Consider the following 22,895-nt stretch of genomic DNA (forward strand, 5'->3'; position numbering starts at 1 on the left):
ACAGCCCCGGCGAGTACCCGCCATCATCGGATGGCATGAGTGACAGCATCCTTGACACCGCTTCGGCCTTCATCCTCCGCGAGGGACGCCTGCTCGAACGCCGCCTGTTCGCCACGCTTTTCCAGGCGGCGCCCGCCACCGGAGTGGTGGACGCCCTGCGCGGTTATCGAAACGAGGACGGCGGCTTCGGTCACGGCCTCGAACCCGACAAGCGCTGCCCCGAGAGCCTGCCCATCGACGTGGAGGTCGCGTTCCAGACGTTGTCGACGGCCGGTGTGCCCGGGACCGACCCGATGGTGTCGCACGCGTGCGACTGGCTCGCGACGGTCGCCGCACCCGATGGAGCGGTCCCCCTCTCCCTGCCGGTCATGGAGGCCTACCCCAGGGCCGTGCACTGGTCGGACTGGACCTACGCGCCGGGGCTGAACCCCACCGCCGGGCTGGCCGGGCTGCTGCACGGGATGGGCGTGGAGCATCCGTGGCTCACCCGGGCCACCGACTGGTGCTGGTCGGCGCTGGAGAAGGGATTTCCCGACGACGCGCACGCCATGTCCGAGACGCTCGTGTTCCTCGAACACGTCCCGGACCGCGACCGGGCCGAACGCCTCGCCGAGCGGGTGGGCGAGTGGCTCCCGCAGCTGAAGTGGTATCGGAGCGACCCCGCCGACCCGGAGTACGGGGTCAGCCCTCTGCATCTCGCTCCCCACCCTGACAGCCGCTGGCGCCGGTTGTTCTCCGACGACGTGATCGAAGGCCACCTCGACCGGCTCGCCGCCGACCAACGGCCCGACGGAGGGTGGGCCATCACCTGGGAGCCTCCCGGCGCGGCCGCCACCCTGGAGTACCGGGGGGTGGAGACCCTGCGTGCCCTCCAGGTGCTCGGCGCCTACGGGAGGGTGCCGTCGAGCTGAGAATCCGCCACAGAAACCCGGCCGTCGGCGCGCGTGGAACCCTTACCACCGCGGTCGCGGTGGTAAGGGCAGAGCGAGCAGGACCGCGTCGTCGCCGGTGTGGGCCGGGTAGGTGAAAACCTGTGGCGGGGCGGCGGGGAGCGGTGCCAGGGTTCCCGGATGACCGTACCTCGCGTTGATCTGCTCGTCCGGCAACTCGACATCGCATGGGCGCTGTTCGAGTATCACCTGAAGGACCTCGACGACCCGGCCTGCCTCTGGGAACCCGCGCCCGGCTGCTGGACCGTCCGGCCCGACGACCGGGGCCGCTGGACGGCCGACTGGGAGGTGCCCGAGCCCGATCCCGCGCCGGTCGTCTCGATCGGTTGGCTGACCTGGCACATCGGTTTCTGGTGGACGACCACCCTCGGGCACTGTTTCGGATCCGGGGCGCCCGAGCGCGAGGAGATCACCTGGCCGGGCACCGCCACGGCCGCGGCCGACTGGCTGCGCGCTCTGAAGGACGACTGGCGGGCGGCGCTGCTGCCGCTCACCGACGCCGACCTCGACTCGTCCGACAGGACCGCCGGCCTGCCGTGGGGGCAGGATCAGCGGCTGGTCGACATAGCGGGCTGGGTCACCGTCGAGCTGACCAAGAACGTCTCCGAGATCGGCCTCGTCCGCCACCTTCACGGCGCGCTGGCCCCCTCCTTACGAGATGCGAACGTCGTCGTGGTGTCCCCCTCCCACGAGCCGGGGCGGGGATAGCGTCGCCGCATGAGGACACTGGTCACCGGTTCCGCCGGGTTCATCGGAAGTCACGTGGTCGAGGCCCTGGAGGAGGCCGGGCACGAGGTCGTCGGCCTCGACGCGCGGGCCGGTAGCGGGGATGTGCGCGACGACGCGGCGCTGGACCGCGTGCTGGGCGGCGTCGACGCCGTGGTGCACCAGGCGGCGAAGGTGGGACTCGGAGTGGATGTGTCCGACCTGCCGGACTACGCCTCGGTGAACGTGCTGGGCACCGCCACGCTGCTGGCCGCGATGGCGCGGCACGGCGTCGAGCGGCTGGTACTGGCCTCGTCGATGGTGGTGTACGGCGAGGGCGCCTACGACTGCGCGACCCACGGCAGGGTACGGCCCGGCCCCAGGACCCGCGACGACCTCGTCCGGGGGGAGTTCGAACCCCGGTGCCCGAGCTGCGGACTCTCCGTGACGTGCGCCGTCATCGGTGAGGACGCCCCGGCCGACCCGCGCAACGCCTACGCCACGACCAAGCTCGCCCAGGAGCATCTGGCGACGAACTGGGCGCGCGAGACGCGCGGCGCCGCCGTCGCGTTGCGCTACCACAACGTGTACGGGCCCCGGATGCCGCGCGACACCCCGTACGCGGGGGTGGCGGCGATCTTCCGGTCGGCGCTGGAGGCGGGCCGGGCCCCTCGCGTCTTCGAGGACGGCCGCCAGCGCCGGGACTTCGTGCATGTGCGCGATGTGGCGGCGGCCAACCTCGCGGCGCTCTGCGCGCTCGGCTCGTCGGCCGGGGGAACGCTCACCGCCTACAACATCGCGAGCGGGGAGCCGCACACGGTCGGGGAGATGGCCGCGGCGCTCGCGGACGAGCGCGGCGGCCCGGCGCCCGTGACCACCGGCGAGTACCGGCTGGGCGACGTACGGCACATCGTCGCCAGCCCGGAACGAGCGCGGGCCGAGCTGGGCTTTCGCGCCACCATCCCGTTCGCGGACGGGATGAAGGAGTTCGCCGGCGCCCCGCTCGGCTGACGGGAGTCACCGGGTCGGCTGATCGGGCGGACTCGACGCCTGGTAGCCGCCGGTGAGTGAGCGCTTTCTTCGGCTGGACCGATGTCGAGCCCCGAAGTCGGACCGGTCACCAGGGGGAGATGACGAGTCCCTGCAGCAGGAGCCCCGTCAGGGCCTGGGCGGCGAGCCAGCGGCGGCTCGGGGACCAGGCCGCCGCCAGGACGATCCAGGTGGCGTAGGGCACCCAGATGCGCTCGACCTCTCCCCTGGTCACCCCGCTGACGTCGAGGGCGAGCACGGCCACGATCGCCGCCGCGACCAGGGCACGCGTGTCACCGGACACCGCCCGCAGCAGAGCGGGCACGCCGCGGGGCACCGTCCCCAGCGGGGCACGCGCACCGCCGGGCGCCATCCGCGCCAGGCCCGCGGCGGTCGCCGGTCCGGTCAGCAGGGCGAGCACTGCCAGGTTGGCGATGAGGAAGTAGAGGTAGGGCCGCGCCGCGCCGGGGTCGGCGGTCCACTCCGCGTGGGTGGCGAGCACTCCGGCCGGCCAGAGGAAGCCTCCCGCGGCGAAGGCGGCCGTGACCGCCGCCACCCCCGCCAGGCAGGCGACCGCGCTCGCGCGGGAGATCCGGGCGACGACGGCGGCGACCACCGGGATCAGCAGGTAGGGCACGAGACCGTAGCTGAGGTACGGCAACGCCCCCAGCAGTACTCCGGCCGCCACCCCGGAAAGGACACGCGTCCTGCCCGCGCCCCCGGACACCAGCAGTGCCACCCCCCAGGCGCCCACCCCCGCGAAGAAGGCGTCCATGCTCGTGGCGATCCAGACCGCGGCGGGGCTCAGGGCGAGGTACGGCAGCGCGCGCCTGGCCGCCTCCTCCCCCGCGACGCTCCGGACGGTGACCGCGACCGCCACGACCGTCGAGCAGCCGACCAGCACGACCAGTACCGCCGCCCAGAACGGACCGGGCAGTCCCACCCTCGCCAGGGCCCAGAGCACCAGCACGGGCAACGGCGGATGTCCTCGCACATGGGTGGGATAGCCGGGAAGCCGCTCGGTGAAGGAGCCCAGCCAGCCCAGCGGGTCGTCTCCCACCGCGGGCAGCACGGCCGGATACTCGTGAGGGCCGGTGAACGGCCTGGCCAGTCCCTCGCCGGAGACGGCGAGCAGCACCGTCCAGGCCAGGGCCGTGCCGTAGGCGAGGAGCAGGGCGGCGCCGAAGCGCGACCGCGCGGTCAGGACGGGCAGTACGGCGACCGCGAGGACGCCGAGGAACAGGGGCGGCAGGAGCGAGAACGACGGCGTGCGGAAGTGTCCGTGCAGGGGTGGCAGGTGATCGATGGGCAGCATGCCCCGCGCGTGCAGGACGGCCCCGGCGGCGAACGCCGCGACGACGAGCGAGACCCAGACGGCGAGCGCCCGCCCGCTCCGGCGGCCGCCGGGGTCATCGGGAGCGGAGGGAGCAACGGCCGCACGCGGACCCTTGACCTGCCGGCGGGAGGGTTTGATCACCCTCCCACACTAGGTACGGGCCGCTTTCTTTCCCTGACACGTCACTACTCCGTAAGAGTTGACAGGCCCTGTCGACCTTAGCGTTCTCAAACATGAAGATCGATGTTGTGCTCCCGTGCCTGGACGAGGAGACGGCACTGCCGTGGGTGCTGGAGCGCATGCCCGACGGTTACCGGCCGATCGTGGTGGACAACGGTTCCACGGACGGATCGGCGCGGGTCGCGGCCGAGCTGGGAGCGCTGGTGGTGAGTGAGCCCAGACGCGGGTTCGGTGCCGCCTGTCACGCGGGACTGCTCGCCTCGATCGGCGAGGTGGTGTGCTTCATGGACGCCGACGCGTCGCTGGACCCGGGCCAGCTCCCTCGGGTGACCGAGCCGGTCGTCTCAGGTCGCGCCGACCTGATGCTCGGCAGGCGGGTTCCCGTGCCGGGAGCGGCCTGGCCGCTGCACGCGCGGCTGGGCAACGCCTTTCTCGGCCGGCGGCTGGCCGGGCGTACCGGCACCAGGCTCCGCGACATCGGCCCGATGCGCGCCTGCCGCCGCGCGGACCTCCTCGCCCTGAACCTGGCCGACCGGCGTTTCGGCTACCCGTTGGAGATGGTGCTGCGCGCGGCCGACCAGGGCTGGCGGATCGCCGAGACCGGGGTGGACTACCTGCCTCGCGCCGGACGGTCCAAGGTCACCGGCACCGTACGCGGCACGCTGCGCGCGATCGGCGACATGCGCAAGGTCATGAGCGAACCGGGCGGCGCGCGATGACCGGCGACCGGAACGCGCCGCGGCGGGACCCGCACACCCGCGACGCCCGGAACACGACGCGGCAGAGCGCACCCTTCAAGGACGGCGGCCCGAACACGACACGGCGAACCGCCCGCCCCCGGGACGGCGAGCGGCGTGACGTGGTCGGCGCCGGGCAGGACGGCCGAGCAGGCGGAGGTCAGGCCGTCCAGGCGGGCGACGGCCAGATCGTCGTCATCGCCAAGGAGCCGGTGGCGGGCAAGGTCAAGACCAGGCTCACCCCGCCGTTCAGCCCCGAGGAGGCCGCGACCCTGGCCACCGCCGCACTGGCCGACACCCTGGGCGCGGTGGCCGACGCTCCGGCACGCCACCGGGTGCTGGCGCTGCGCGGCGACATCGGCCCCTGGCTGCCGCCGGGTTTCACCGTCCTGCCGCAGCGGGGCGCCGGGCTGGACGAGCGGCTCGCCGCCGCCTTCGAGGACGCGTACCACTCCCGCCCCCTGCCCATGGTTCTGATCGGCATGGACACCCCGCAGGTCACCCCGGCGCTCCTGACCGACGCGATGGCCGGGCTCGCCACCCGCGACGCCGTGTTCGGCCCCGCCGCCGACGGCGGCTTCTGGCTGCTCGGCCTGCGCCGACCCGACCCCGCGCTCCTGCTCGGGGTGCCGATGTCGCGGCCCACGACCGGCGCCGCCCAGCTGCTGCGACTGCGTGCGGCGGGCCTGTCGGTGGGCATGCTGCCCCTCCTGCGGGACGTGGACACCGCCGACGACGCCGCGGCGGTCGCGGCCCAGGCGCCCTCGTCCTGCTTCGCGACCGTCCTCGCCGCGCTCGGGACGAGGGCGATCCGGTGACCGAGCGACCGTACGACGCGCCGCCCGCCGCCCGGAGGGCACAGGTGATCCGGTGATCGGGCAGCTCTACGAGAAGTCCCTGGCGGGCGCCACCGTCGAGATGGAGTACGCCGACGGCAGGACCGCGCCCCTCGACGCGGCCCGCTGGCTCGCCCCGATCGACGGGGACGAGGCCATGCTGTCGCGGTGCGCGGCCCCCACCCTGGACGTCGGGTCCGGTCCCGGCCGCCTCACCGTCGCACTCGCGCGGCGAGGCGTTCCCGCCCTGGGCGTCGACATCGCCCCCTACGCCGTCCGGCTCACCCGGCGCGCGGGAGGCCGGGCGATCTGCCGCGACGTCTTCGACCACCTGCCCGGCCACGGCCGCTGGGCCACCGTGCTGCTCGCCGACGGCAACATCGGGATCGGCGGCGCCCCGGACGCCCTGCTGCGCAGGGTCCGCGAGCTGGTACGGCCCGGGGGCGAGGTCATCGCCGAGGTGCAGCCACCGAGCGCATCGGGCCGCGTCGAGCATCTGCGGCTGCGCGGCCGCGAGCTCGCCGGCCCGTGGTTCGGCTGGGCCACCGTGTCCGTCTCCGACCTGGGAACCCTCGCCGGGCGTAACGGTTTCTCCCGGGTGGACTCGTGGAAGGAGGCCGGAAGGTGGTTCGCGAGCCTGCGCTGACGGGGAAGGTCCACCGGAACGCCACGCTCGGAGGGCGTCGTTCTTTTCCTCGGCGTTGTGCCGTTCGAACGCGTCGGGAGGTGACGCACCGCGCCTTCCGGCATCACAGGTCGGCGACGACGCTCGCCATATGACATGCCGATGGACAGCGGCGGATCGAATTCGTCGATTATCGACAAAGGCTCACCGGGGGTGAGCCGACGGCGAACGGGGCATCCCGTCTCCCGGAGCGCTGCCCTGCGGAGGAGAATCGATCCCCATGTCCGGGGAACTCTCGTGTCGTGCGGATCCCTTAGCGCCTGAAGACAAGCCGCCACGGCATCAGGGCCGATTCCCACTGCACCCGGAGGCTCATCTTCGAGTCACCCGCCCGGCGGTCGGAGAAATGGATGGGGATCTCGACGATCGTCATTCCGGCCCTGATCGCCCGATAGTGCATCTCCACCTGGAAGCTGTAACCCCCCGAGGAGATCGTGCCGAGGTCCAGGGCGGTGAGGCTTTCCGCCCGCCAGATCTTGAACCCGGCGGTCACGTCCCGCAGCCCGAGGCGCAGGATGGTGCGGACGTAGAAGTTCGCCCACCTCGACAGGGCCCGCCGCCACAGGCTCCACTCGGCGGCCAGCGTCCCGCCCGGCACGTACCGGCTGCCGATCACGCACGCCGCCCCCGTCGCCCGCGCGGTCTCCAGCAGACGCGGAACGGCGTCGACGGGGTGCGAGAAGTCGGCGTCCATCTGCACCACGAACTCCGCCCCCGCCGAGAGCGCGGTCTCCATGCCGTCGACGTAGGCGCGCCCGAGCCCTTCCCTGACCTGCCGGTGCACCACGTCGACCCGGCCGGGGTGCGCGGCGGCCAGTCGGTCGGCCACCTGGCCCGTACCGTCCGGGGAGTCGTCGTCGACCACCAGGATTCGCAGGCCGTCGAGCGGCAACGCGAGCAGGGCCTCCGCGATCGACGGAAGGTTGTCCGCCTCGTTGAACGTCGGGATCACGACGGTGACGGTGGCCATGGTCGGGGTCAGGGCCTTCCGGGATCGATGGTCGGATGTTCTTCGCCGCGAACGACGTGGCGCCGCCTTCCGGTGATGTCCGACACCGGAAGGGACGAAGATCAACCCAATGCTAGCGGCCGCGCCGTTCCCCTCCCGACCGAAGGTCACCGCACGTCATGTCGCCATGAGTATGAGCAGGAAAAACCCATTGCGCTCACATCAGGTCGACGTATTCTAAAGGATCATCCATTCATAATGGAACCGGGCGGCGACCGATTATCGCGGGGACATTATGCGGGCCGAATCCATGTCGGCCGGCCAACCCCTGGAAATCGCCTGTGACGAGTCCGGTTCGGAGGGTGAGAATCTCATCGGGGGAACACCGATGTTTTCACGCACGCCGGCCTGTGCCTGGACGTCGAGTCGGCGACCGGCCGCATTCGGGAGATACAAAAAATGGCGCCCTCTCCAGCGGTGGAATACAAGGCCGATCTTCTGCTCCGCGAGAAGAACAGGCCGGCGAGGTACCGGAACGGCGCGGAAGACAGCGTCGGACGAGCTCAACGGCCGGGGTGACGCGGAGCTCACCGTCCTGCCGCGACCGTACGTGGATTCGTTCTCGGTCTGGGGAGACGACCGGAGCCGGCCCCTGCTGGAGCCCGCCCCCGGCACCCGTTCGCAAGGCCTGGGCGACTCCCCCTGCGTGCGACCAGGTTGCATTACTGGATAGCGATAGTATCTAATACTGGATAGTTCAACTATCCGAGTAAGAGGTGGGTCGATGTCCGCATTCGTGGTTGAAATCGTTCTCGTGGCCGCCACCCTGGGCTTCCGGGCGCTGGGCGCGCTCGGCGCCCGCCGCTTCGCCACCTGGCCGGTGAGCGCGGCACACGGGATGGCCGCCATGCTCGTCGTCACCGCCACCGCGCACTTCGTCCCGGCCGAGGTGACCTTCATGCCCAACCACGCCGACCTGGTGCGCATGGTGCCGCCCGTCGTGCCGTTCCCCGGCGCCGTGGTCTACGCGACCGGCGTGCTGGAACTCCTCGGCGCCGCGGGACTCGTGGTCGCCGCGACACGCCGGGCCGCCGGGATCGGCCTGGCCGCTCTCTACGTGCTGCTGCTTCCCGCCAACGTCTACGCGGCCGTCGCCGACGTCCCCTTCAACGGCGACGAGGCGACGCCCCTGTGGCTCAGGGTCCCGCAGCAGGTCCTGTACATCGCCATCGCGCTCTGGGCGGCCAGGTCGGCCGACACCACCCTGACCCGCCCCACCCGGACCTCACGATCTCTCCGCACCGAGAGCTCGGAGCCCGCGACCCGCTAGCAGCGGACGTCTCGCGGAACAGGCCGCCGTCCGGCGCCAAGACCGTGCCGCGAGAAAGAGAGCGGCGGCCTTGGCGACGAGTCCGGGACGGCGGCCCTTCTCATTCCTCCCGCAGCCCCTCCGGCCGCAGCGTCCGGCGCAGGATCGGCCGGGCGGCCCGCGCCACCAGCACCGCGGCCAGCACGCCGATCCCCACCATGAGCATCGCCCGGGCGGCGGCGACGGAGAGCGCCGCCGGCAGGTAGATGTCCGCCAGCGACAGGACGACCACTGCCACCCCCGCGACGGCGGCCACGACGCACACCGGCAGCGCCGCGATGAGCGCCTGCCGGGTGAGGACCCGGCCCAGCGCGACGCCGGGCACGCCCGAGGCGGCCAGGGCGGCGAACGAGCGCCGGTGATCCAGCAGGTCCTCCGCCTGGTGCACCACGAGGGCGGCGGCCGAGGTGACCAGCGCGATCAGCAGGGCGAGGTCGACGAGCAGATAGGCCACACCCCAGGAGTGATTGATGCCGCCCCGGAGAAGGATCTGCCCCTGCTGGGCACCGACCGCGGAGCCGAAGAACACGGTCAGCCCCACCACCGCCAGCGCGCGGGCCCACCCCCGAGGGTCGGCCCCGACCATCCGGGCGGCCAGCAGGGTCTCCGCCACCCCGGTGCGGTCGCCGATCCGCCGGGCGGCGGCCCTGATCAACCACGAGGCAGCGAGGACCAGGCCGAACAGCAGGAGCACCATGCCGGCGGTCATGAACAGCGCCGCCCCGTACGGCACAAAGGGGATCTTGTTCTTGAGTCCGGCGACGAACATCACGGCACCCGCCGCGGTCAGCGCCAGGTCGGACGCCCTGGGACCGGCCGGGGGTGTCCGCCGGACCACGCCCAGCGGCGAGGTCACCACGTGCCGTCCCGCCCTCAGCCCGGACAGCGTCCCGGCGAGCAGCACCACCGCGAGGATCGCCAGGATCTGCGCCGACGGGACACGAGGCACCGCACCCTCCAGCGACCACGCCGGCACCAGGTGCGCCACCAGGTACAGCGCGACGCCGGACACCCCGCCCAGCAGGGACCGCCACCCGCTCTCGTACGCCCCTAGCAGACGCACCTCGCGCGGCGTGGCCCCGGCCAGCCGGAGCGCGGCGAGCCTGCGCTCCCTCGTCGCGGTGGCCAGCCGGCTCACCTGATAAACGAAGGCCATGGTGGGCACGACCAGCAGGGCCAGCGCCAGCGCGGTGACGAGCCGTGCGTCCCTGCCGGAGAAGAAGCCGAGATACTCGATCCGCCTCTCGACGAGGAACCCGTCGGGGTGGCGCGAGACGCCGAGCCCGAACGCCAGCAGGTTCGCCGCCACACACAGCAGGAAGGTCGCGAGCGCCGCCCCCGCGACCATGAGACGCCCCCGCACCCGCTCGCGCCGCGACCCGCCCCTGGCGAGCATCCGCATCACGGTGATCACACGGTCACCCCGGCCGTCCTGCCGTCGCGCAGCACGATCTCCCGGTCGGCGTAGGCGGCCACCCGGTTGTCGTGGGTGACGATCACCAGGGTGGTGCCGTCCGCGCGTGCCGTACCGACGAGCTCGTCCATCACCCGTTCACCGGCCAGCGAGTCGAGCGCGCCGGTCGGCTCGTCGGCGAAGACCACCCGTGGACCGGTGACCAGGGCGCGGGCCACGGCGACCCGCTGCAGCTGTCCGCCGGACAGCTCGCCGGGGCGCCGGGCCGCGCAGTCGGCCACCTCCAGCCGTTCCAGCCGGGAGCGGGCGGCCAGCAGCGACTCCTGGCGTCCGTGCCGGTTGAACAGCAGCGGCAGCGCCACGTTCTCCTCGGCGGTCAGCTCGGGGACGAGCCCGCCTGACTGGAAGACGACACCGAAGCTCTGCCTGCGCAGCGTCGTCCGGGCGGCGTCGTCGAGGGTGTCGACGCGCCGCCCGTCGAAGTGGACCTCCCCCGACTCGGGACGGATGATCCCGGCCAGGCAGTGCAGCAAAGTCGACTTGCCGGAGCCACTCGGGCCGGTGATCGCGACGATCTCCCCGTCGCCGATCTCCAGGGACGCGCCGTCCAGTGCGACGGTCCTGCCGAAGGTCTTGCGTAACGCACGTGCCTCAAGCATCGATCTCCTCCTTGAGATCCGCGAGTCGTTCCATGGCCGCCTCGATCCAGCGCAGGTCGGCGTCGAGGTGCTGAAGGGCGTAGTCGGCGGCGAGCGCCTGCGCGGGGGACCCCGAGGCCCGCTCCGCGGTGAGTTCGCGCATCCGCGCCAGGTGGGCCGCGCGCTGCCTGACCAGGTAGCCGTCGGCGGCGCCTCCGGCCACGATCGCCACCACCACGCGCGAGACGAGCGTGCTGGAAACGTGCGGCGCGGGTGTCTCCACCTGCTCCAGCCACCGGGTCAGCTCGGCCAGCCCCTCCTCGGTGAGCGCGTACACCGTGCGCTCGGGACCGCTCTCCCGCACGGTCTCCGCCACCTCGGCGAAGCCGTCCCTCTGCAGTCGCTGCAATGTCGCGTAGACCTGCCCGTACGCGAGCGGCCTGGCGCCCGGCAGGCGCTGGTCGTGCTCGCGTTTGAGTTCGTACCCGTGCTTGGGCCGCTCCGCGAGCAGCCCGAGCATCACGTGTCCTGTCGACATGATCGGGACTATACATTCAATACATACACTGAGCGAATAGAGAGAGGCCGATCACCTCGCGCCGGGGAAGGCGAGCGCCGGCGTCGTTGGAACAGGCCCCGGTAACAGGTGAATCCGCGACGCCGGTCGTCATATCGGCGAGTCCTGCGGCGTCACGCGGAACGCGTGCGCGTGCTCGGCCCCCGGTCGCGGAAGGCGCACCCGGTCACGGAAGGTACGCGCCGCGTTTCCCGGTGGCCTCCCGTACCCGCAGGGAGTTCTCGCTCGCGGCGACCGGGAAACGCGGCGTTGCTCCGATGCGTTTGTGGCATTACGGTTGACCTTGTGACTGCCGGGTCGGCCTTGGGCCAACAGCGAGTAGGGCACCCGGCCGAGGCGTGAGCCCCGGGCGGGCCAGAGGCCCTCCCCCTTTTTTCCTTCCGCGCTCTCAGCGCGACGTTTCTCCGTGGACGCGACCCGGATCTCTCCTTCGTGGTCTCCGCGTCCCATGTAGCCCGCGCGTGTGATTCCCACCGGTTTTCCATGGTCCGGTGGCTTCCACGTCCCGCGTGACGCCCACCTGCTCTCGCGGCACCGGTCACCGCGGGTTTCGCGCCGTTCGTGAACCGGCCCCGGCGATGAATCGCCGACCGGGCCGGTCGCCCGGTGCTCCTTCCTGATTTCCCGCACCACGGTCGCGGTCGCCCCGTGGTGATTTCGTCCTGCCCATCGGACGGTCCTTCGTCATGCCCGCGAACAGTCGCGGGACCATCGATTCCGGAGAAGAAAACAGAGAATGCCCAACGAATTCAACCAGCAGATCATCGAGGAGTTCCGCGCCAACGGCGGGCGGGTCGGCGGCCCCTTCGAGGGGGCCCGGCTGCTCCTGCTCACCACCGTCGGGGCGCGGTCCGGCGCCCGGCACACGACCCCGCTCGGCTACCTTCCCGACGGTGGCGCCCGGGTCCTGGTCATCGCCTCGGCCGGGGGCGCGCCGAACCACCCCGCCTGGTTCCACAACCTGGTGGCCGACCCTCTCGTCACGGTCGAGGACGGCATCTTCACCTACCAGGCGCGGGCCGTCGTCCTGGAGGGCGCCGAACGCGACCGCGTCTTCGCCCGCGCGGCCGAGGCCGACCCCGGGTGGGCCGACTACCAGGCCAAGACGGCGCGCGTCATCCCGGTGGTCGCCCTCCAGCAGGTCGGCGGCGGGCCACCGAAGGGGTCGTCGGCGGGCGCGACCCTCAGGATGGTCCACGAAGCGTTCCGGCGAGAGCTCGCCCTGATCCGCAAGGAGGTCACCGAGTCGGGTCCCGGACTCGGCGCCCAGCTGCGGGTGAACTGCCTCACCCTCTGCCAGGGGCTGCACAACCACCACACCGGTGAGGACATCGCGCTGTTCCCCTTCCTCGCCGGGAGCCACCCCGAGCTCGCCCCGACCCTGGAGCGGCTGAGCCGGGAACACGAGAAGATCGCGGCTCTCGTCGAGGAGCTGCGGGACGTCATCTCCACCGAGGGCGCGGATCCGCTGCCGGTGCTCCCCGAGGTCGAGCGGCTCACGGACGAGCTGGAAAGGCACCTGGCCTACGAGGAGGAGCAGCTGCTCCCGATCCTCGGCGCATAGCACCCCGCCGCCCGCGTACCGGTGACGTTCGCCGTCGGCCGGTACGCGGGTCGCGCGCCGCGTCCACTCCTCCTCAGGCCCGCCACTCCCCTGTTTGCCGGTTCGGCAACTAAGTTTGCCGGATTCGGGGAGGTGGGCGGAGTATTCACGGCGAACGGAGGTACTACACACATGACCGTACAAGCGGAACAGGCCGTGACGTCCACCCCCGCGGGTGAGGAGCGGCGCTACGACGTCGTGGTCGTCGGCGGTGGCGCCGCCGGGCTGAGCGGGGCGCTGACCCTGGCCCGTGCGCGGCGCTCGGTGCTGGTGATCGACGCGGGCCGGCCGCGCAACGCTCCGGCGTCCCACGTCCACTCCTACCTGACGCGCGACGGCATGCCCCCCTCGGAGCTGGTGGCCGCGGGACGCGCGGAGGTGACCCGCTACGGCGGCGAGATCATGCAAGGTGACGTCGTGGCGGCCGAGCGCCTGGACACCGGAGGTTTCCGCGTCGCCGTCGACGGCGGGATCTCGGTCGCGGCGGACCGGCTGCTCGTGACCACGGGCCTCGTCGACGAACTGCCCGAGGTGCCGGGCCTGCGGGAACGCTGGGGGCGCGAGGTCCTGCACTGCCCGTACTGCCACGGCTGGGAGGTGCGCGACCAGGCGATCGGCGTCCTCGCCACCGGGCCGTTCGCGGTTCACCAGGCCCTGCTGTGGCGGCAGTGGAGCAGGGACGTGACCTTCTTCTCGCACACCGCGCCCGAGTTCGGCGCCGAGGAGTACGAGCAGCTCGCCGCCCGCGACATCGCCGTGGTCGACGGGCCGGTGACGGCGCTGGAGGTGGTGGACGACCGGCTCACCGGCGTACGCCTGGCCGACGGCCGGGTGGTCCCCCTTCAAGCTCTCGTGGTGACCCCGCGCTTCACCGCCCGCTCCGGCCTCCTCACCGGCCTGGGCCTGGAGACGACCGACCAGGAGATGGGCGGGCACGTGTTCGGCAGCTACGTCGCCGCCGACCCGTCCGGGGCGACGGCACTGCCCGGGGTGTGGGTGGCGGGAAACGTCACCGCGCTCACCGAGCAGGTGATCGGCGCCGCCGCGGCGGGCGGGCGTGCCGCCGCCGCGATCAACGCCGACCTGATCGCCGAGGAGACCCGCCGGGCCGTCGCCGCCCGCCACGACTCCGGCCGGCACGAGCACACGCGGGAGGATGCCGTCCCCGAGGAGGAGTTCTGGGACCTCCGCTACCGCGAGAGCGACCGGATCTGGAGCGGGAACCCCAACGTCGTCCTGGTCCGCGAGATCACCGGTGTGGAGCCGGGCAGTGCCCTGGACCTGGGATGCGGTGAGGGCGCCGACGCGATCTGGCTCGCGCGGCGAGGATGGCGCGTCACCGCCACCGACATCTCCGGTGTCGCGCTGGAGCGCGCCGCCCGGCACGCCGCGTCGGCGGACGTCACCGGCCTTGTCGACTGGCAGCGGCACGACCTGGGAGTCTCCTTCCCGCAGGGCGTCTTCGATCTCGTCTCCGCCCACTTCCTGCACTCCCCCGGCGACATGCCGCGAGAGAAGATCCTGCGGACCGCCGCCTCGGCGGTCGCGCCCGGCGGGACGCTCCTCATCGTCGGGCACGCGGGATTCCCCGCCTGGGAGCACAACCCCCATCCCGACGTGCACCTCCCCACCCCGCAGGAGGTGCTGGAAAGCCTGGAGCTCCCGGAAGGGGAGTGGGAGGTGCTGCTCTGCGAGGAACACGAGCGGATCCAGAACGACCCCGAAGGACAGCCCACCACCCGCACGGACAACGTCCTCAAGGTCCGGCGCCTGAAAGGCTGAACGGCGGCCCCTCCCCCTTTCCAGGGCCGGGCGTCTCCTGTGTCTCGTGGAACGGGGTCACGCGACGATCGCCTGGGCGAGGGTGAGACCGAGGAACACCGCGCCGAGACCGGCGGCGACCGAGGCGACGACGTTGACCACGGCGAAGAGGACCGCGCCGGTCTCGGCGAGCCGCAGCGTCTCGTAGGAGAACGTCGAGTACGTGGTCAGCGCCCCGCAGAAACCGGTGCCGAGCAGCAGTTGCACGCCGGGGCCCACCGCGCCGGACAGCGCGACCCCGGTCAGGGCTCCCAGGATCAGCGAGCCGACCACGTTGACGGTGAAGGTGCCCCAGGGGAAGAGCGTGTCGTGGCGGGCCTGCACGGCCCGGTCCGTCAGGTAGCGCAGCGGCGCCCCGACGGCACCGCCGAGCAGCACCACGAGCCAGTTCTGCGGCCCGCTCACGTCGTCGCCCCGGTCCCGGGGCGGACGACCTCGACCTCGTCCAGGGTGGCCAGCCCTTCGGTGAGGAGGTCGTCCAGCCTCGGCAGGAAGGCCCGGATCCGTTCCTCGGTGTCGATGATCGTGACGATCACCGGCAGGTGGTCGGCCATCGACAGCAGCCGGGTGGTGTGCACCATCGAGGTGGCGCCGAAGCCCTCGATGCCGCGGAAGACGGACGCCCCCGCCAGCCCGGCGGCGTGGGCCCGATGCACGATCTCGGTGTACAGGGGTCGGTGGCGCCAGGTGTCCGTGTCGTCGACGAAGATCGTCAACCTCAGTGCCCGGGCGGCTGGAATCATCGCGTTCCCCTCCTCGCCCTCGTCGCTCTAGCCAGAAGCCTGCGGGTGGTCCACGCGCCGGCCGTCACCGCGACCAGGGCCGCGATGACCGTCGCCGCCAGGTAGCCGAGCGCCGGGCCGATCCGGCCGGCGGAGACCAGGCGCTCGATGTCCAGGCAGTAGGTGGAGAAGGTGGTGAAGCCGCCCAGCACCCCGGTGGCCAGGAACGGCCGCGCCCAGGTGGGCACCGTCCAGGCCTCGGTGAGCACGACCATGAGAGCACCGATCAGCAGGCAACCGGCGGCGTTGACCCCGAGCGTCGTCCAGGGGAAGGAACCGGCCTCGGTCGGCCACAGCAGGGCGGCTCCGTAGCGGGCACCCGCGCCGATCGCGCCACCGGCGGCGATCACCACCAGCACGGCGTGATGGGAGCGACGCGACTCGCCGCCCCCGCGCGCACCGGGTGGATCGAGGTCGGGATCGATGCCGGGGTCGACGGGCTCGGTCGCCACCGTGAATTTCACCTGGTCCGGACGCATGCCTCTCCCTACACGCGGGGGGATGCCCGGCATCGCGGGCACCGCCTGTCACGGGTAGGGACCGTTGGCGGCGGATGCCGCGGTTGGGAGCGGCGGGCCCCACCGCCGCGAGGCCCGCCGGATATCGGCGGGCTCCTCGTGCCCAGCCTAGCGCGACCGCCCCGCGATCATCCGTACGGCCGCTCCCCGAGGCCCGTGTCGCGGAAAATCACGGAGAGGGAGCCGTGGCACACCCGGGCGGGCGAAACGGGATCTCGTGGCTTGCGGAACCCGCTGCCCTGCGGTGCCACGCTCCTCACGTCCGTTTCGCGATCGCGCCACCAAGGCCGGCGCGCGGAGCCGCGACGACCCCGGCGGAGTCCCCACCGGTCATGAGCCGGTCCAGCACGGTGGCATCCGTGCTCACCCGGTTGCCCGCGTCGAAGGAGCGGACGTGGACACGCCTCCCGACGGGCTCGCCGTCGCCGAGCAGGGCGAGCGTCTTCTCGTCACCGTCGGCGGTCTTCGCCAGGAAGCGGCGACCGTCGGCCTCGAGTCTCCCGATCACGATGCCGACGCGGGTGCCGTCGCGCCGGTGCCTCACGGTGTAGGTCTCGATCGTGCCCCGCCCGTCGGCCCGGACGGCCTGCGGGACGGCGGGCCAGGCGTCGATCTCGGCCTGAAGCTCGGCGCTGCGATCCTGGCGCCACCCGGTGGGAGCGGTCGAGTAGACGCCGACCGAGTACTTGCTCAGCATCCCGCCGTTCGCCCCCACCATGCCGTACGAGCCCGGCCTGGCTCGGAGCCTCCGGACGATCTCGGCTATCGCGTGCGTCGAGTAGTTGTTGCCCGCTCCGCCGAAGAAGGGGAGTCCTCCGGTGACCGTCAGCCCGCGCGGGTCGTCGGCGGCCAGGCCGAGGCCGTCGCAGATGTTGGAGACGGCGATGGGAAAGCAGCTGTACAGGTCGATGGCGTGCAGGTCGTCCACCCCGATGCCCGCCAGGTCCAGGGCGTGCCGGGCGGCCGTCACGGAGGCCGGTCCCGCACCGAGGTCGGCCCGGTCCAGCAGGTCGCGCTCGCGCAGATCGGCGTGGCCGTGCAGGAAGACCCACCTCTGCGCGGGGACGCCGAGACGCCTCGCGTCGGCCACGGACATCAGCAGGACGGCCGCCCCCTGGTTGACCTTCTCGCGCGCGACGAGGTAGCGGGTGTAGGGCTCGGCGATGAGCCGGTTGTCCTCGGTCGGGGTGACCAGTTCCCCGGCGTCGCGTTCGACGGGCGCGGCGGCGTGCGGGTTGGCGGCGGCGACCCTGGTGAACGGGGCGAACAGCGCCCCCATCCCGGCCGCGTACTCCTGCCTCGTCTGCCCGAGGCGGGCCCGGCGCGCGTTGTCGAACAGCGCGTACTGGCTCGGCGCGCCCGCCAGCCCGTGCGCGGCCAGGAACCGGGAGACGAGTCCCTTGAGCCCGTAGCCGCGATCCTCCAGATCACCTTCGACGGTCTCGCCGAAATCGGGCCTGTCCTCGGCCCCCGCCAGGTGCAGGACCGTCGAGATCGCCTCGGATCCGACGATGAGGGCCACCCGCGAGGACCCGGTCGCGATCGTCGCGGCGAGTTCGTTGACCAGGCGCTGGGGCGCCTGCCCGCCGACCACCTCCAGGATCGCCCGGCCGGGGTTCGCACCCACCCGGTTCGCGACGGAGCGAGGGTAGTTGGTGGATCTGCCCAGCGGTGCGAGGGCGCCGGGCGCGGAGATCTCGAACTGGCGCACCCCTGCCACGGTGTCGACGGCGGCGGCGACGTCCGCGGGGTTCGCACGGGTGTCGGCGAGGGCCTCGCGGACGGCGGCAGCGGCGAGCTCGACGGGTGACAGGCGCCGGTAGTCGCGCTCGCCGATCCGCTCGGACGACTGCCCGACGCCCACGAGCACCGGCGTGCGGGGGTCGAGGTCCTCGAAGGTCATCTTCACGCTCCCGCGGATCCGGCGCCGAGGGCGTCACCACCCCGAAGTGATGCTCACCCGGGCCACCCGTGATTTATAGCTGAAAACCGCCCTTGAAGGATGGAGCGTATCTCCTTCCTCCACGCGATCGCCGTGAGGTCGGACCGGCACGGGTTACGGGTCGACGAAGAGCCGCAGTGGATCCTCACCGCGACGTCCACGCAACTACTATTTGGAAACTTTCCTATTGACAAACTTTCTGATCACATGTTTGATCCGAGGTAATTTTAAGGGGTGAAGTTACCAAGGCCTTCCTTCCAGCCGATGGGAGAGGGTTCGGGGCCGCTCACCCCACGGAAGCACCTGTGGCCCGCGGCTTCAGGAGCGCGTGCCGCGCCCACGAAGAAACCCCCAGAGAGGAGAGCCACCGTGACTCCGCAGCACCCCCCACCGCCACTCCCGGGCGCGGTCGCCGCGCCGCCCCCCGCAGTCACCGGATACGCCGAGGTGCCATCCGGCGCGACCAGGAACACCCCCATGTCACGGCGGGATGCCGGGAGACTCCGATGAGACACCTCCTCATGGCGCTCGCCGTGGTCGCGGCGTTCCTGATCGTGCCGGCGGGTACGGCGCAGGCCGCGCCACCCGCCGGGCTCACCACCGTGATCAGCCGCAACAGCGGCAAGTGCGTGGACGCGCGGGCCGCCGCGACCGCCAACGGCACCGTCGTCCAGCAGTACGCGTGCAACGGCTCGGCCGCCCAGCTCTGGCGGTTCCAGTCGACCAGCGGCGGGTTCCACCGGGTCGGCAACGGCAACAACGACGCCCAGGCGTGGGACGTCAAGGACGTCTCCACCGCCGACAGCGCTCCCATCCAGCTCTGGTCCTACTCCGGCGGCAACAACCAGCAGTGGCAGGCCGTGGAGGAGGCCGGCGGCTTCTACCACTTCGTCAACCGGCACAGCGGCAAGTGTCTCGACGTGCCGGGTGCCTCGATCGGGGACAGCGTGCAACTCCAGCAGTACACGTGCAACGGCACGGCCGCCCAGTCCTTCAGCCTGGGCACCCCTCCACCGAGCGGGAACAACCCCGACCTCGGCCCGAACGTGAGCATCTTCGACCCGTCGACGCCCACCGCGACCATCCAGGCCAGGCTCAACACGGTCTTCAGCCAGCAGCAGACCGACCAGTTCGGCGCCAACCGCTTCGCCCTGCTGTTCAAGCCCGGCTCATACTCGGTGGACGCCAACATCGGCTTCTACACGCAGATCGCCGGTCTCGGCCTGTCACCCGACAACGTCACCATCAACGGCGCCGTGCACGCCGAGGCCGACTGGTTCCAGGGCAACGCGACCCACAACTTCTGGCGCGGAGCCGAGAACCTGTCGGTCACCCCGCCCTCCGGCACCGACCGCTGGGCGGTCTCGCAGGCCGCCTCGTACCGGCGGATGCACCTGCGCGGCAACCTGCAGCTCGACGACGGCGGCTGGTCGAGCGGCGGCTTCATCGCCGACTCCAAGATCGACGGCCAGGTCCGGTCGGGTACGCAGCAGCAGTGGCTGTCGCGCAACGCCGAGTGGGGCGGCTGGACCGGTTCCAACTGGAACATGGTGTTCGTGGGCGTGAACAACCCGCCCGCGGGCAACTTCCCGAACCCGCCCTACACCAGGGTCGCGACCACGCCGCTCGTGCGCGAGAAGCCGTTCCTGTACGTCGACCAGGCCGGTGCCTACCAGGTGTTCGTGCCGGCGCTGCGGACGAACTCCTCCGGCACGACGTGGACCGGCGGCAACCCCGCGGGCACCTCGATCCCGATCGGCCAGTTCTTCGTCGTCAAGCCCGGCCACACCGCGGCGGACATCAACGCGGCGCTCGCACAAGGGCTGAACCTGCTGTTCACCCCGGCCGTGTACCACCTCAACGACACGATCAGGGTGACCCGGGCCAACACCGTCGTGCTCGGCCTGGGCCTGGCAACGCTGATTCCCGACAACGGCGTGACCGCGATGACCGTCGCCGACGTGGACGGCGTCAAGGTCGCCGGGCTGCTGCTCGACGCGGGTACCACCAACTCGGCCATGCTGATGCAGGTCGGTCCCGCGGGATCGTCGGCGAGCCACGCCGCCAACCCGACATCGCTGCACGACGTGTACTTCCGGGTCGGTGGCGCGGCCGTCGGCAAGGCCACCCAGAGCCTCGTCGTCAACAGCGACAACGTGATCGGCGACCACCTGTGGATCTGGCGCGGTGACCACGGCAGCGGCATCGGGTGGAACACCAACACCGCCGCCAACGGACTCACCGTCAACGGCGACGACGTCACGATGTACGGCCTGTTCGTCGAGCACTACCAGCAGCACCAGACTGTCTGGAACGGCAACGGCGGCCGGACGTACTTCTACCAGAACGAGATGCCCTACGACCCGCCCAACCAGGCCGCCTGGATGAACGGGAGCACGCAGGGCTACGCCGCGTACAAGGTGGCCGACTCGGTCACCACGCACGAGGCCTGGGGCCTGGGCAGCTACTGCTATTTCAACGTCAACCCCGGGGTCGTGGCGGCCCGCGCGTTCGAGGTCCCGAACAAGCCGGGGGTGCGCCTTCACAACATGGTGACGGTCTCGCTCGGTGGTGTCGGCACGATCCGCAACGTCGTCAACACCACGGGCGGCCCGTCCAACTCCAGCACCAACGTGGCCAATCTCGTCGATTACCCCTGAGCTGGTCTCCCCCTCGTTCCTGAACCGCACGGAAAACGAGCCCTTCCCCGGGCGGGGAAGGGCTCGTCGACGGTCAACGACTACAGCGTGCCGGGGCCGTAGTAGCCGCCCAGCTTCTCGCGGTAGTCGGGCTCCCTGTAGGTCGCCTCGTCGAACTCCGGCGCGTCCTTGATCTCCTGCTTGGTGCGCGAGACGTAGATCTTGCGCTCCTGCGGATCGATCTGGTGCACGGTGCCGGCCGGCAGCAGCACCTTCTTGCCGAAAATCCAGAACCCGGTGTCGACGACGATGTAGCTGTTGCCCACCGTGTTGCTCTCCTCGTCCACCGAACCGATCTTGCCGTCGGTGGCCTCCACGTCGAACCCCACGAGATCCAGCGCCTGCTCGCCGCTGTAGGTGTCGGGGCGGTAGCTCCACACGTCCGTCATGGTGTTTCTCCTCGTCGGTGAAGGTGGGACAACCGCCCCCTACCCGCCGCGCCCGCGCTAAACAGGCCGTCGGAGATCCGGGACCGGGCCCCCGGCGGCCGCGTCGCCCTCCCTCCGAGGTCGAGAGCCGAATCCACCGGTGCCGACGACCGCGTAATCATTTCGCGGCGAAGTACTCCGCCACGATCCGGGTGTGCAGCGGGAAGGCGAGTTCTCGCGGTCCGTCGATCAGCAGCCACTCCGTCGTCTCGTCCGTCGGCACGACCGGTGGGAGGTCGGCCGCGCCCGTCCGAGGTCCCAGGGCGAAGACCAGCACGGTCCCGTCGGGGGCGCTGAGCACGTCGAGGAGGCGCACGCCGTCCGGGTCGACGACGACCCCCGTCTCCTCGCGAAGCTCCCGGACGGCCGCCTGCTGCCAGGACTCGCCCATGTCGACGAAGCCACCGGGCAGCGCGAGAGCGCCCCGGTGCGGTTCAACGCCACGACGGACCACCAGCAGGCCCTCGTCCACCGGCAAAACCATCACCGCGACCGGCAGCGGGTTGAGGTAGGAGGTGTTCCCGCAGCCGGAGCAGGTGCGCGGCCACGCCTGGTCGGGGGCGAAGGCCCTGCCGCAGAAGGAGCAGTGTGAGTTCCTGATCGTCACGATCGCGAGACTAGACCAGAACGAGGTCTTGATCCGACTTCTCCGCCCGAACGACCCGAAGCCCGAACGACCCGAACGGGAACCCGCGACGAGATCCCGCCCCTCACCGCCCGGCCGGGTCCTGCCGGGAAGCGGTCGTCCGGCCGGTTTCCGCCGGGGTAGGCCTTCCCGGGTGACGCCCGGCGCGACGTCCTCTGCGCGCAGGGGGCAGACTTTCCCGCGTGAAGCGAATCCTCATCATCGGCATCGGCGCGGGAAACCCCGACCACCTCACCCTTCAGGCGGTCAAGGCCATCGCGGCGGCCGACGTGTTCTTCGTCCTCGACAAGGGAGAGGCCAAGCACGACCTCGTCCAGCTCCGGCAGGACCTCGTCGACGCGCACGCCCGCGCCCCGTACCGGCTGGTCGAGGCCCGCGATCCCGAGCGCGACCGGACCACCCCCGCCTACGCGGGCGCGGTGGAGGACTGGCGGTCGCGCCGCGCCGACATCTACGAGCGGCTCGTCCGCGACGAACTCGGCGACGACGAGACCGGCGCGTTCCTCGTCTGGGGCGACCCCTCCCTCTACGACAGCACGCTGGCCATCGTCGAGGAGGTCCTTGCCCGGGGCACGGTGCGGTTCGAGTACGACGTCGTCGCCGGCATCAGCAGCGTGTCCGCGCTGGCCGCCCGGCACCGCACCAGCCTGACCCGGGTCGCACGGCCCCTGCACATCACCACGGGCCGCCGCCTGTCGGAGGAGGGACCCGGCGAATCCGACGACATCGACGACATCGTCGTGATGCTCGACGCCCGCAACGCCTTCGCCTCCCTGCCCGACCCCGCCGACTTCGAGATCTACTGGGGCGCCTACCTCGGCACCCCCGACGAGATCCTGGTGGCGGGGCCGGTCGAGGAGGTCGCCGACCGGATCCGCGACGTCCGCGCCGAGGCGAGGGAACGCAAGGGCTGGATCATGGACACGTACCTGCTGAGGCGGGTTCCTCGCGGGAGCTCTCCCTCCTGACGGGAGGTCGCGGCGGGTGGCGCGCGAGGGCCTGGCGTCGGATCGGCCGCGTCGAGGAGCGGCGTCGGCGTTCCGCTCCGACA

At 71.6% G+C, this 22,895-nt stretch carries 22 protein-coding genes; 11 read left to right on the forward strand and 11 right to left on the reverse strand.

What is annotated here, in order from left to right; all coding sequences use genetic code 11:
• Positions 1-35 precede the first annotated feature (35 nt).
• From ACFY3V_RS19085 to ACFY3V_RS19095, 3 genes are all read left to right on the forward strand, one after another.
• Positions 36-911, forward strand: a complete 876-nt coding sequence (locus ACFY3V_RS19085; protein ID WP_389774836.1) for a hypothetical protein — start codon at positions 36-38, stop codon at positions 909-911.
• Between the two features lie 159 nt (positions 912-1,070).
• Positions 1,071-1,658 carry a DinB family protein gene (locus ACFY3V_RS19090; RefSeq protein ID WP_362905947.1) on the forward strand — a complete coding sequence of 196 codons (588 nt, stop codon included), beginning with the start codon at positions 1,071-1,073 and terminating at the stop codon, positions 1,656-1,658.
• Between the two features lie 9 nt (positions 1,659-1,667).
• Positions 1,668-2,666 (forward strand): NAD-dependent epimerase/dehydratase family protein, encoded by a 999-nt coding sequence (locus tag ACFY3V_RS19095; protein WP_362905945.1) that lies wholly within the window; start codon positions 1,668-1,670, stop codon positions 2,664-2,666.
• Positions 2,667-2,772: 106 nt separating this feature from the next.
• On the opposite strand, the gene ACFY3V_RS19100 is transcribed toward ACFY3V_RS19095, so the two are convergent.
• Complete coding sequence (locus tag ACFY3V_RS19100; RefSeq protein WP_389774839.1) at positions 2,773-4,161, reverse strand: hypothetical protein; 1,389 nt, start codon at positions 4,159-4,161, stop codon at positions 2,773-2,775.
• Positions 4,162-4,253: 92 nt separating this feature from the next.
• Between ACFY3V_RS19100 and ACFY3V_RS19105 the strand changes: the two genes are divergently transcribed.
• Genes ACFY3V_RS19105 through ACFY3V_RS19115 form a run of 3 tightly spaced genes read left to right on the forward strand, consistent with a single transcriptional unit; the run spans position 4,254 to position 6,419 of the window.
• The gene (locus ACFY3V_RS19105) at positions 4,254-4,919 is read left to right on the forward strand and encodes a glycosyltransferase family 2 protein (RefSeq protein ID WP_362905941.1); all 666 of its coding nucleotides are present in this window, start codon (positions 4,254-4,256) and stop codon (positions 4,917-4,919) included.
• Positions 4,916-5,755: a TIGR04282 family arsenosugar biosynthesis glycosyltransferase gene (locus ACFY3V_RS19110; protein ID WP_389774843.1), complete on the forward strand. Its 840-nt coding sequence runs from the start codon at positions 4,916-4,918 to the stop codon at positions 5,753-5,755. Before ACFY3V_RS19105 ends, ACFY3V_RS19110 begins: the two co-directional genes overlap by 4 nt.
• A 52-nt stretch (positions 5,756-5,807) precedes the next feature.
• The gene (locus tag ACFY3V_RS19115) at positions 5,808-6,419 is read left to right on the forward strand and encodes a class I SAM-dependent methyltransferase (protein WP_350949381.1); all 612 of its coding nucleotides are present in this window, start codon (positions 5,808-5,810) and stop codon (positions 6,417-6,419) included.
• 292 nt (positions 6,420-6,711) lie between these two features.
• Here the strand turns inward: ACFY3V_RS19115 and ACFY3V_RS19120 are convergent, their stop codons facing one another.
• Positions 6,712-7,428 (reverse strand): polyprenol monophosphomannose synthase, encoded by a 717-nt coding sequence (locus ACFY3V_RS19120; protein WP_350949382.1) that lies wholly within the window; start codon positions 7,426-7,428, stop codon positions 6,712-6,714.
• A gap of 763 nt (positions 7,429-8,191) precedes the next feature.
• On the opposite strand from ACFY3V_RS19120, the gene ACFY3V_RS19125 reads away from it, so the two are divergent.
• The gene (locus ACFY3V_RS19125; protein ID WP_389774847.1) at positions 8,192-8,737 is read left to right on the forward strand and encodes a hypothetical protein; all 546 of its coding nucleotides are present in this window, start codon (positions 8,192-8,194) and stop codon (positions 8,735-8,737) included.
• Positions 8,738-8,837: 100 nt separating this feature from the next.
• Here ACFY3V_RS19125 and ACFY3V_RS19130 read toward each other — a convergent pair whose 3' ends face one another.
• The 3 genes from ACFY3V_RS19130 to ACFY3V_RS19140 are packed head-to-tail and all read right to left on the reverse strand — an operon-like array spanning position 8,838 to position 11,366.
• A complete protein-coding gene (locus tag ACFY3V_RS19130; RefSeq protein WP_389774850.1) occupies positions 8,838-10,190 on the reverse strand; it encodes an FtsX-like permease family protein in 1,353 nt (450 codons plus the stop codon).
• Positions 10,187-10,849: an ABC transporter ATP-binding protein gene (locus tag ACFY3V_RS19135; RefSeq protein WP_389774853.1), complete on the reverse strand. Its 663-nt coding sequence runs from the start codon at positions 10,847-10,849 to the stop codon at positions 10,187-10,189. The genes ACFY3V_RS19130 and ACFY3V_RS19135 overlap by 4 nt, the downstream gene beginning before the upstream one ends.
• Positions 10,842-11,366, reverse strand: coding sequence for a PadR family transcriptional regulator (locus ACFY3V_RS19140; RefSeq protein WP_362905930.1), 525 nt, complete (start codon positions 11,364-11,366; stop codon positions 10,842-10,844). Before ACFY3V_RS19140 ends, ACFY3V_RS19135 begins: the two co-directional genes overlap by 8 nt.
• A 775-nt stretch (positions 11,367-12,141) precedes the next feature.
• On the opposite strand from ACFY3V_RS19140, the gene ACFY3V_RS19145 reads away from it, so the two are divergent.
• Entirely contained in the window at positions 12,142-12,969 is an 828-nt protein-coding gene (locus ACFY3V_RS19145; RefSeq protein WP_362905929.1) for a nitroreductase/quinone reductase family protein, read from the forward strand.
• A gap of 171 nt (positions 12,970-13,140) precedes the next feature.
• The gene (locus ACFY3V_RS19150) at positions 13,141-14,790 is read left to right on the forward strand and encodes an FAD-dependent oxidoreductase (RefSeq protein ID WP_389774858.1); all 1,650 of its coding nucleotides are present in this window, start codon (positions 13,141-13,143) and stop codon (positions 14,788-14,790) included.
• 57 nt (positions 14,791-14,847) lie between these two features.
• On the opposite strand, the gene crcB is transcribed toward ACFY3V_RS19150, so the two are convergent.
• The 4 genes from crcB to ACFY3V_RS19170 form a co-directional block, all read right to left on the reverse strand.
• Entirely contained in the window at positions 14,848-15,234 is a 387-nt protein-coding gene (gene crcB, locus ACFY3V_RS19155) for a fluoride efflux transporter CrcB (RefSeq protein WP_362905925.1), read from the reverse strand.
• Complete coding sequence (locus ACFY3V_RS19160) at positions 15,231-15,572, reverse strand: DUF190 domain-containing protein (protein ID WP_362905923.1); 342 nt, start codon at positions 15,570-15,572, stop codon at positions 15,231-15,233. The genes crcB and ACFY3V_RS19160 overlap by 4 nt, the downstream gene beginning before the upstream one ends.
• Complete coding sequence (locus tag ACFY3V_RS19165) at positions 15,569-16,090, reverse strand: fluoride efflux transporter FluC (RefSeq protein WP_389774864.1); 522 nt, start codon at positions 16,088-16,090, stop codon at positions 15,569-15,571. Before ACFY3V_RS19165 ends, ACFY3V_RS19160 begins: the two co-directional genes overlap by 4 nt.
• A 295-nt stretch (positions 16,091-16,385) precedes the next feature.
• The gene (locus tag ACFY3V_RS19170) at positions 16,386-18,032 is read right to left on the reverse strand and encodes an acetyl-CoA acetyltransferase (protein ID WP_389774866.1); all 1,647 of its coding nucleotides are present in this window, start codon (positions 18,030-18,032) and stop codon (positions 16,386-16,388) included.
• 545 nt (positions 18,033-18,577) lie between these two features.
• On the opposite strand from ACFY3V_RS19170, the gene ACFY3V_RS19175 reads away from it, so the two are divergent.
• Complete coding sequence (locus ACFY3V_RS19175; RefSeq protein ID WP_389774869.1) at positions 18,578-20,731, forward strand: RICIN domain-containing protein; 2,154 nt, start codon at positions 18,578-18,580, stop codon at positions 20,729-20,731.
• Between the two features lie 80 nt (positions 20,732-20,811).
• Here the strand turns inward: ACFY3V_RS19175 and ACFY3V_RS19180 are convergent, their stop codons facing one another.
• Positions 20,812-21,159 carry a PRC-barrel domain-containing protein gene (locus tag ACFY3V_RS19180; RefSeq protein WP_350949394.1) on the reverse strand — a complete coding sequence of 116 codons (348 nt, stop codon included), beginning with the start codon at positions 21,157-21,159 and terminating at the stop codon, positions 20,812-20,814.
• A gap of 157 nt (positions 21,160-21,316) precedes the next feature.
• Positions 21,317-21,805, reverse strand: a complete 489-nt coding sequence (locus ACFY3V_RS19185) for an NUDIX domain-containing protein (RefSeq protein ID WP_362905914.1) — start codon at positions 21,803-21,805, stop codon at positions 21,317-21,319.
• A 221-nt stretch (positions 21,806-22,026) separates the two neighbouring features.
• On the opposite strand from ACFY3V_RS19185, the gene cobF reads away from it, so the two are divergent.
• Entirely contained in the window at positions 22,027-22,812 is a 786-nt protein-coding gene (cobF, locus tag ACFY3V_RS19190; protein ID WP_362905912.1) for a precorrin-6A synthase (deacetylating), read from the forward strand.
• Positions 22,813-22,895: the final 83 nt, after the last annotated feature.

This window comes from Streptosporangium sp. NPDC000095 (assembly GCF_042899335.1).
In the GTDB taxonomy this organism is placed as follows: domain Bacteria; phylum Actinomycetota; class Actinomycetes; order Streptosporangiales; family Streptosporangiaceae; genus Streptosporangium.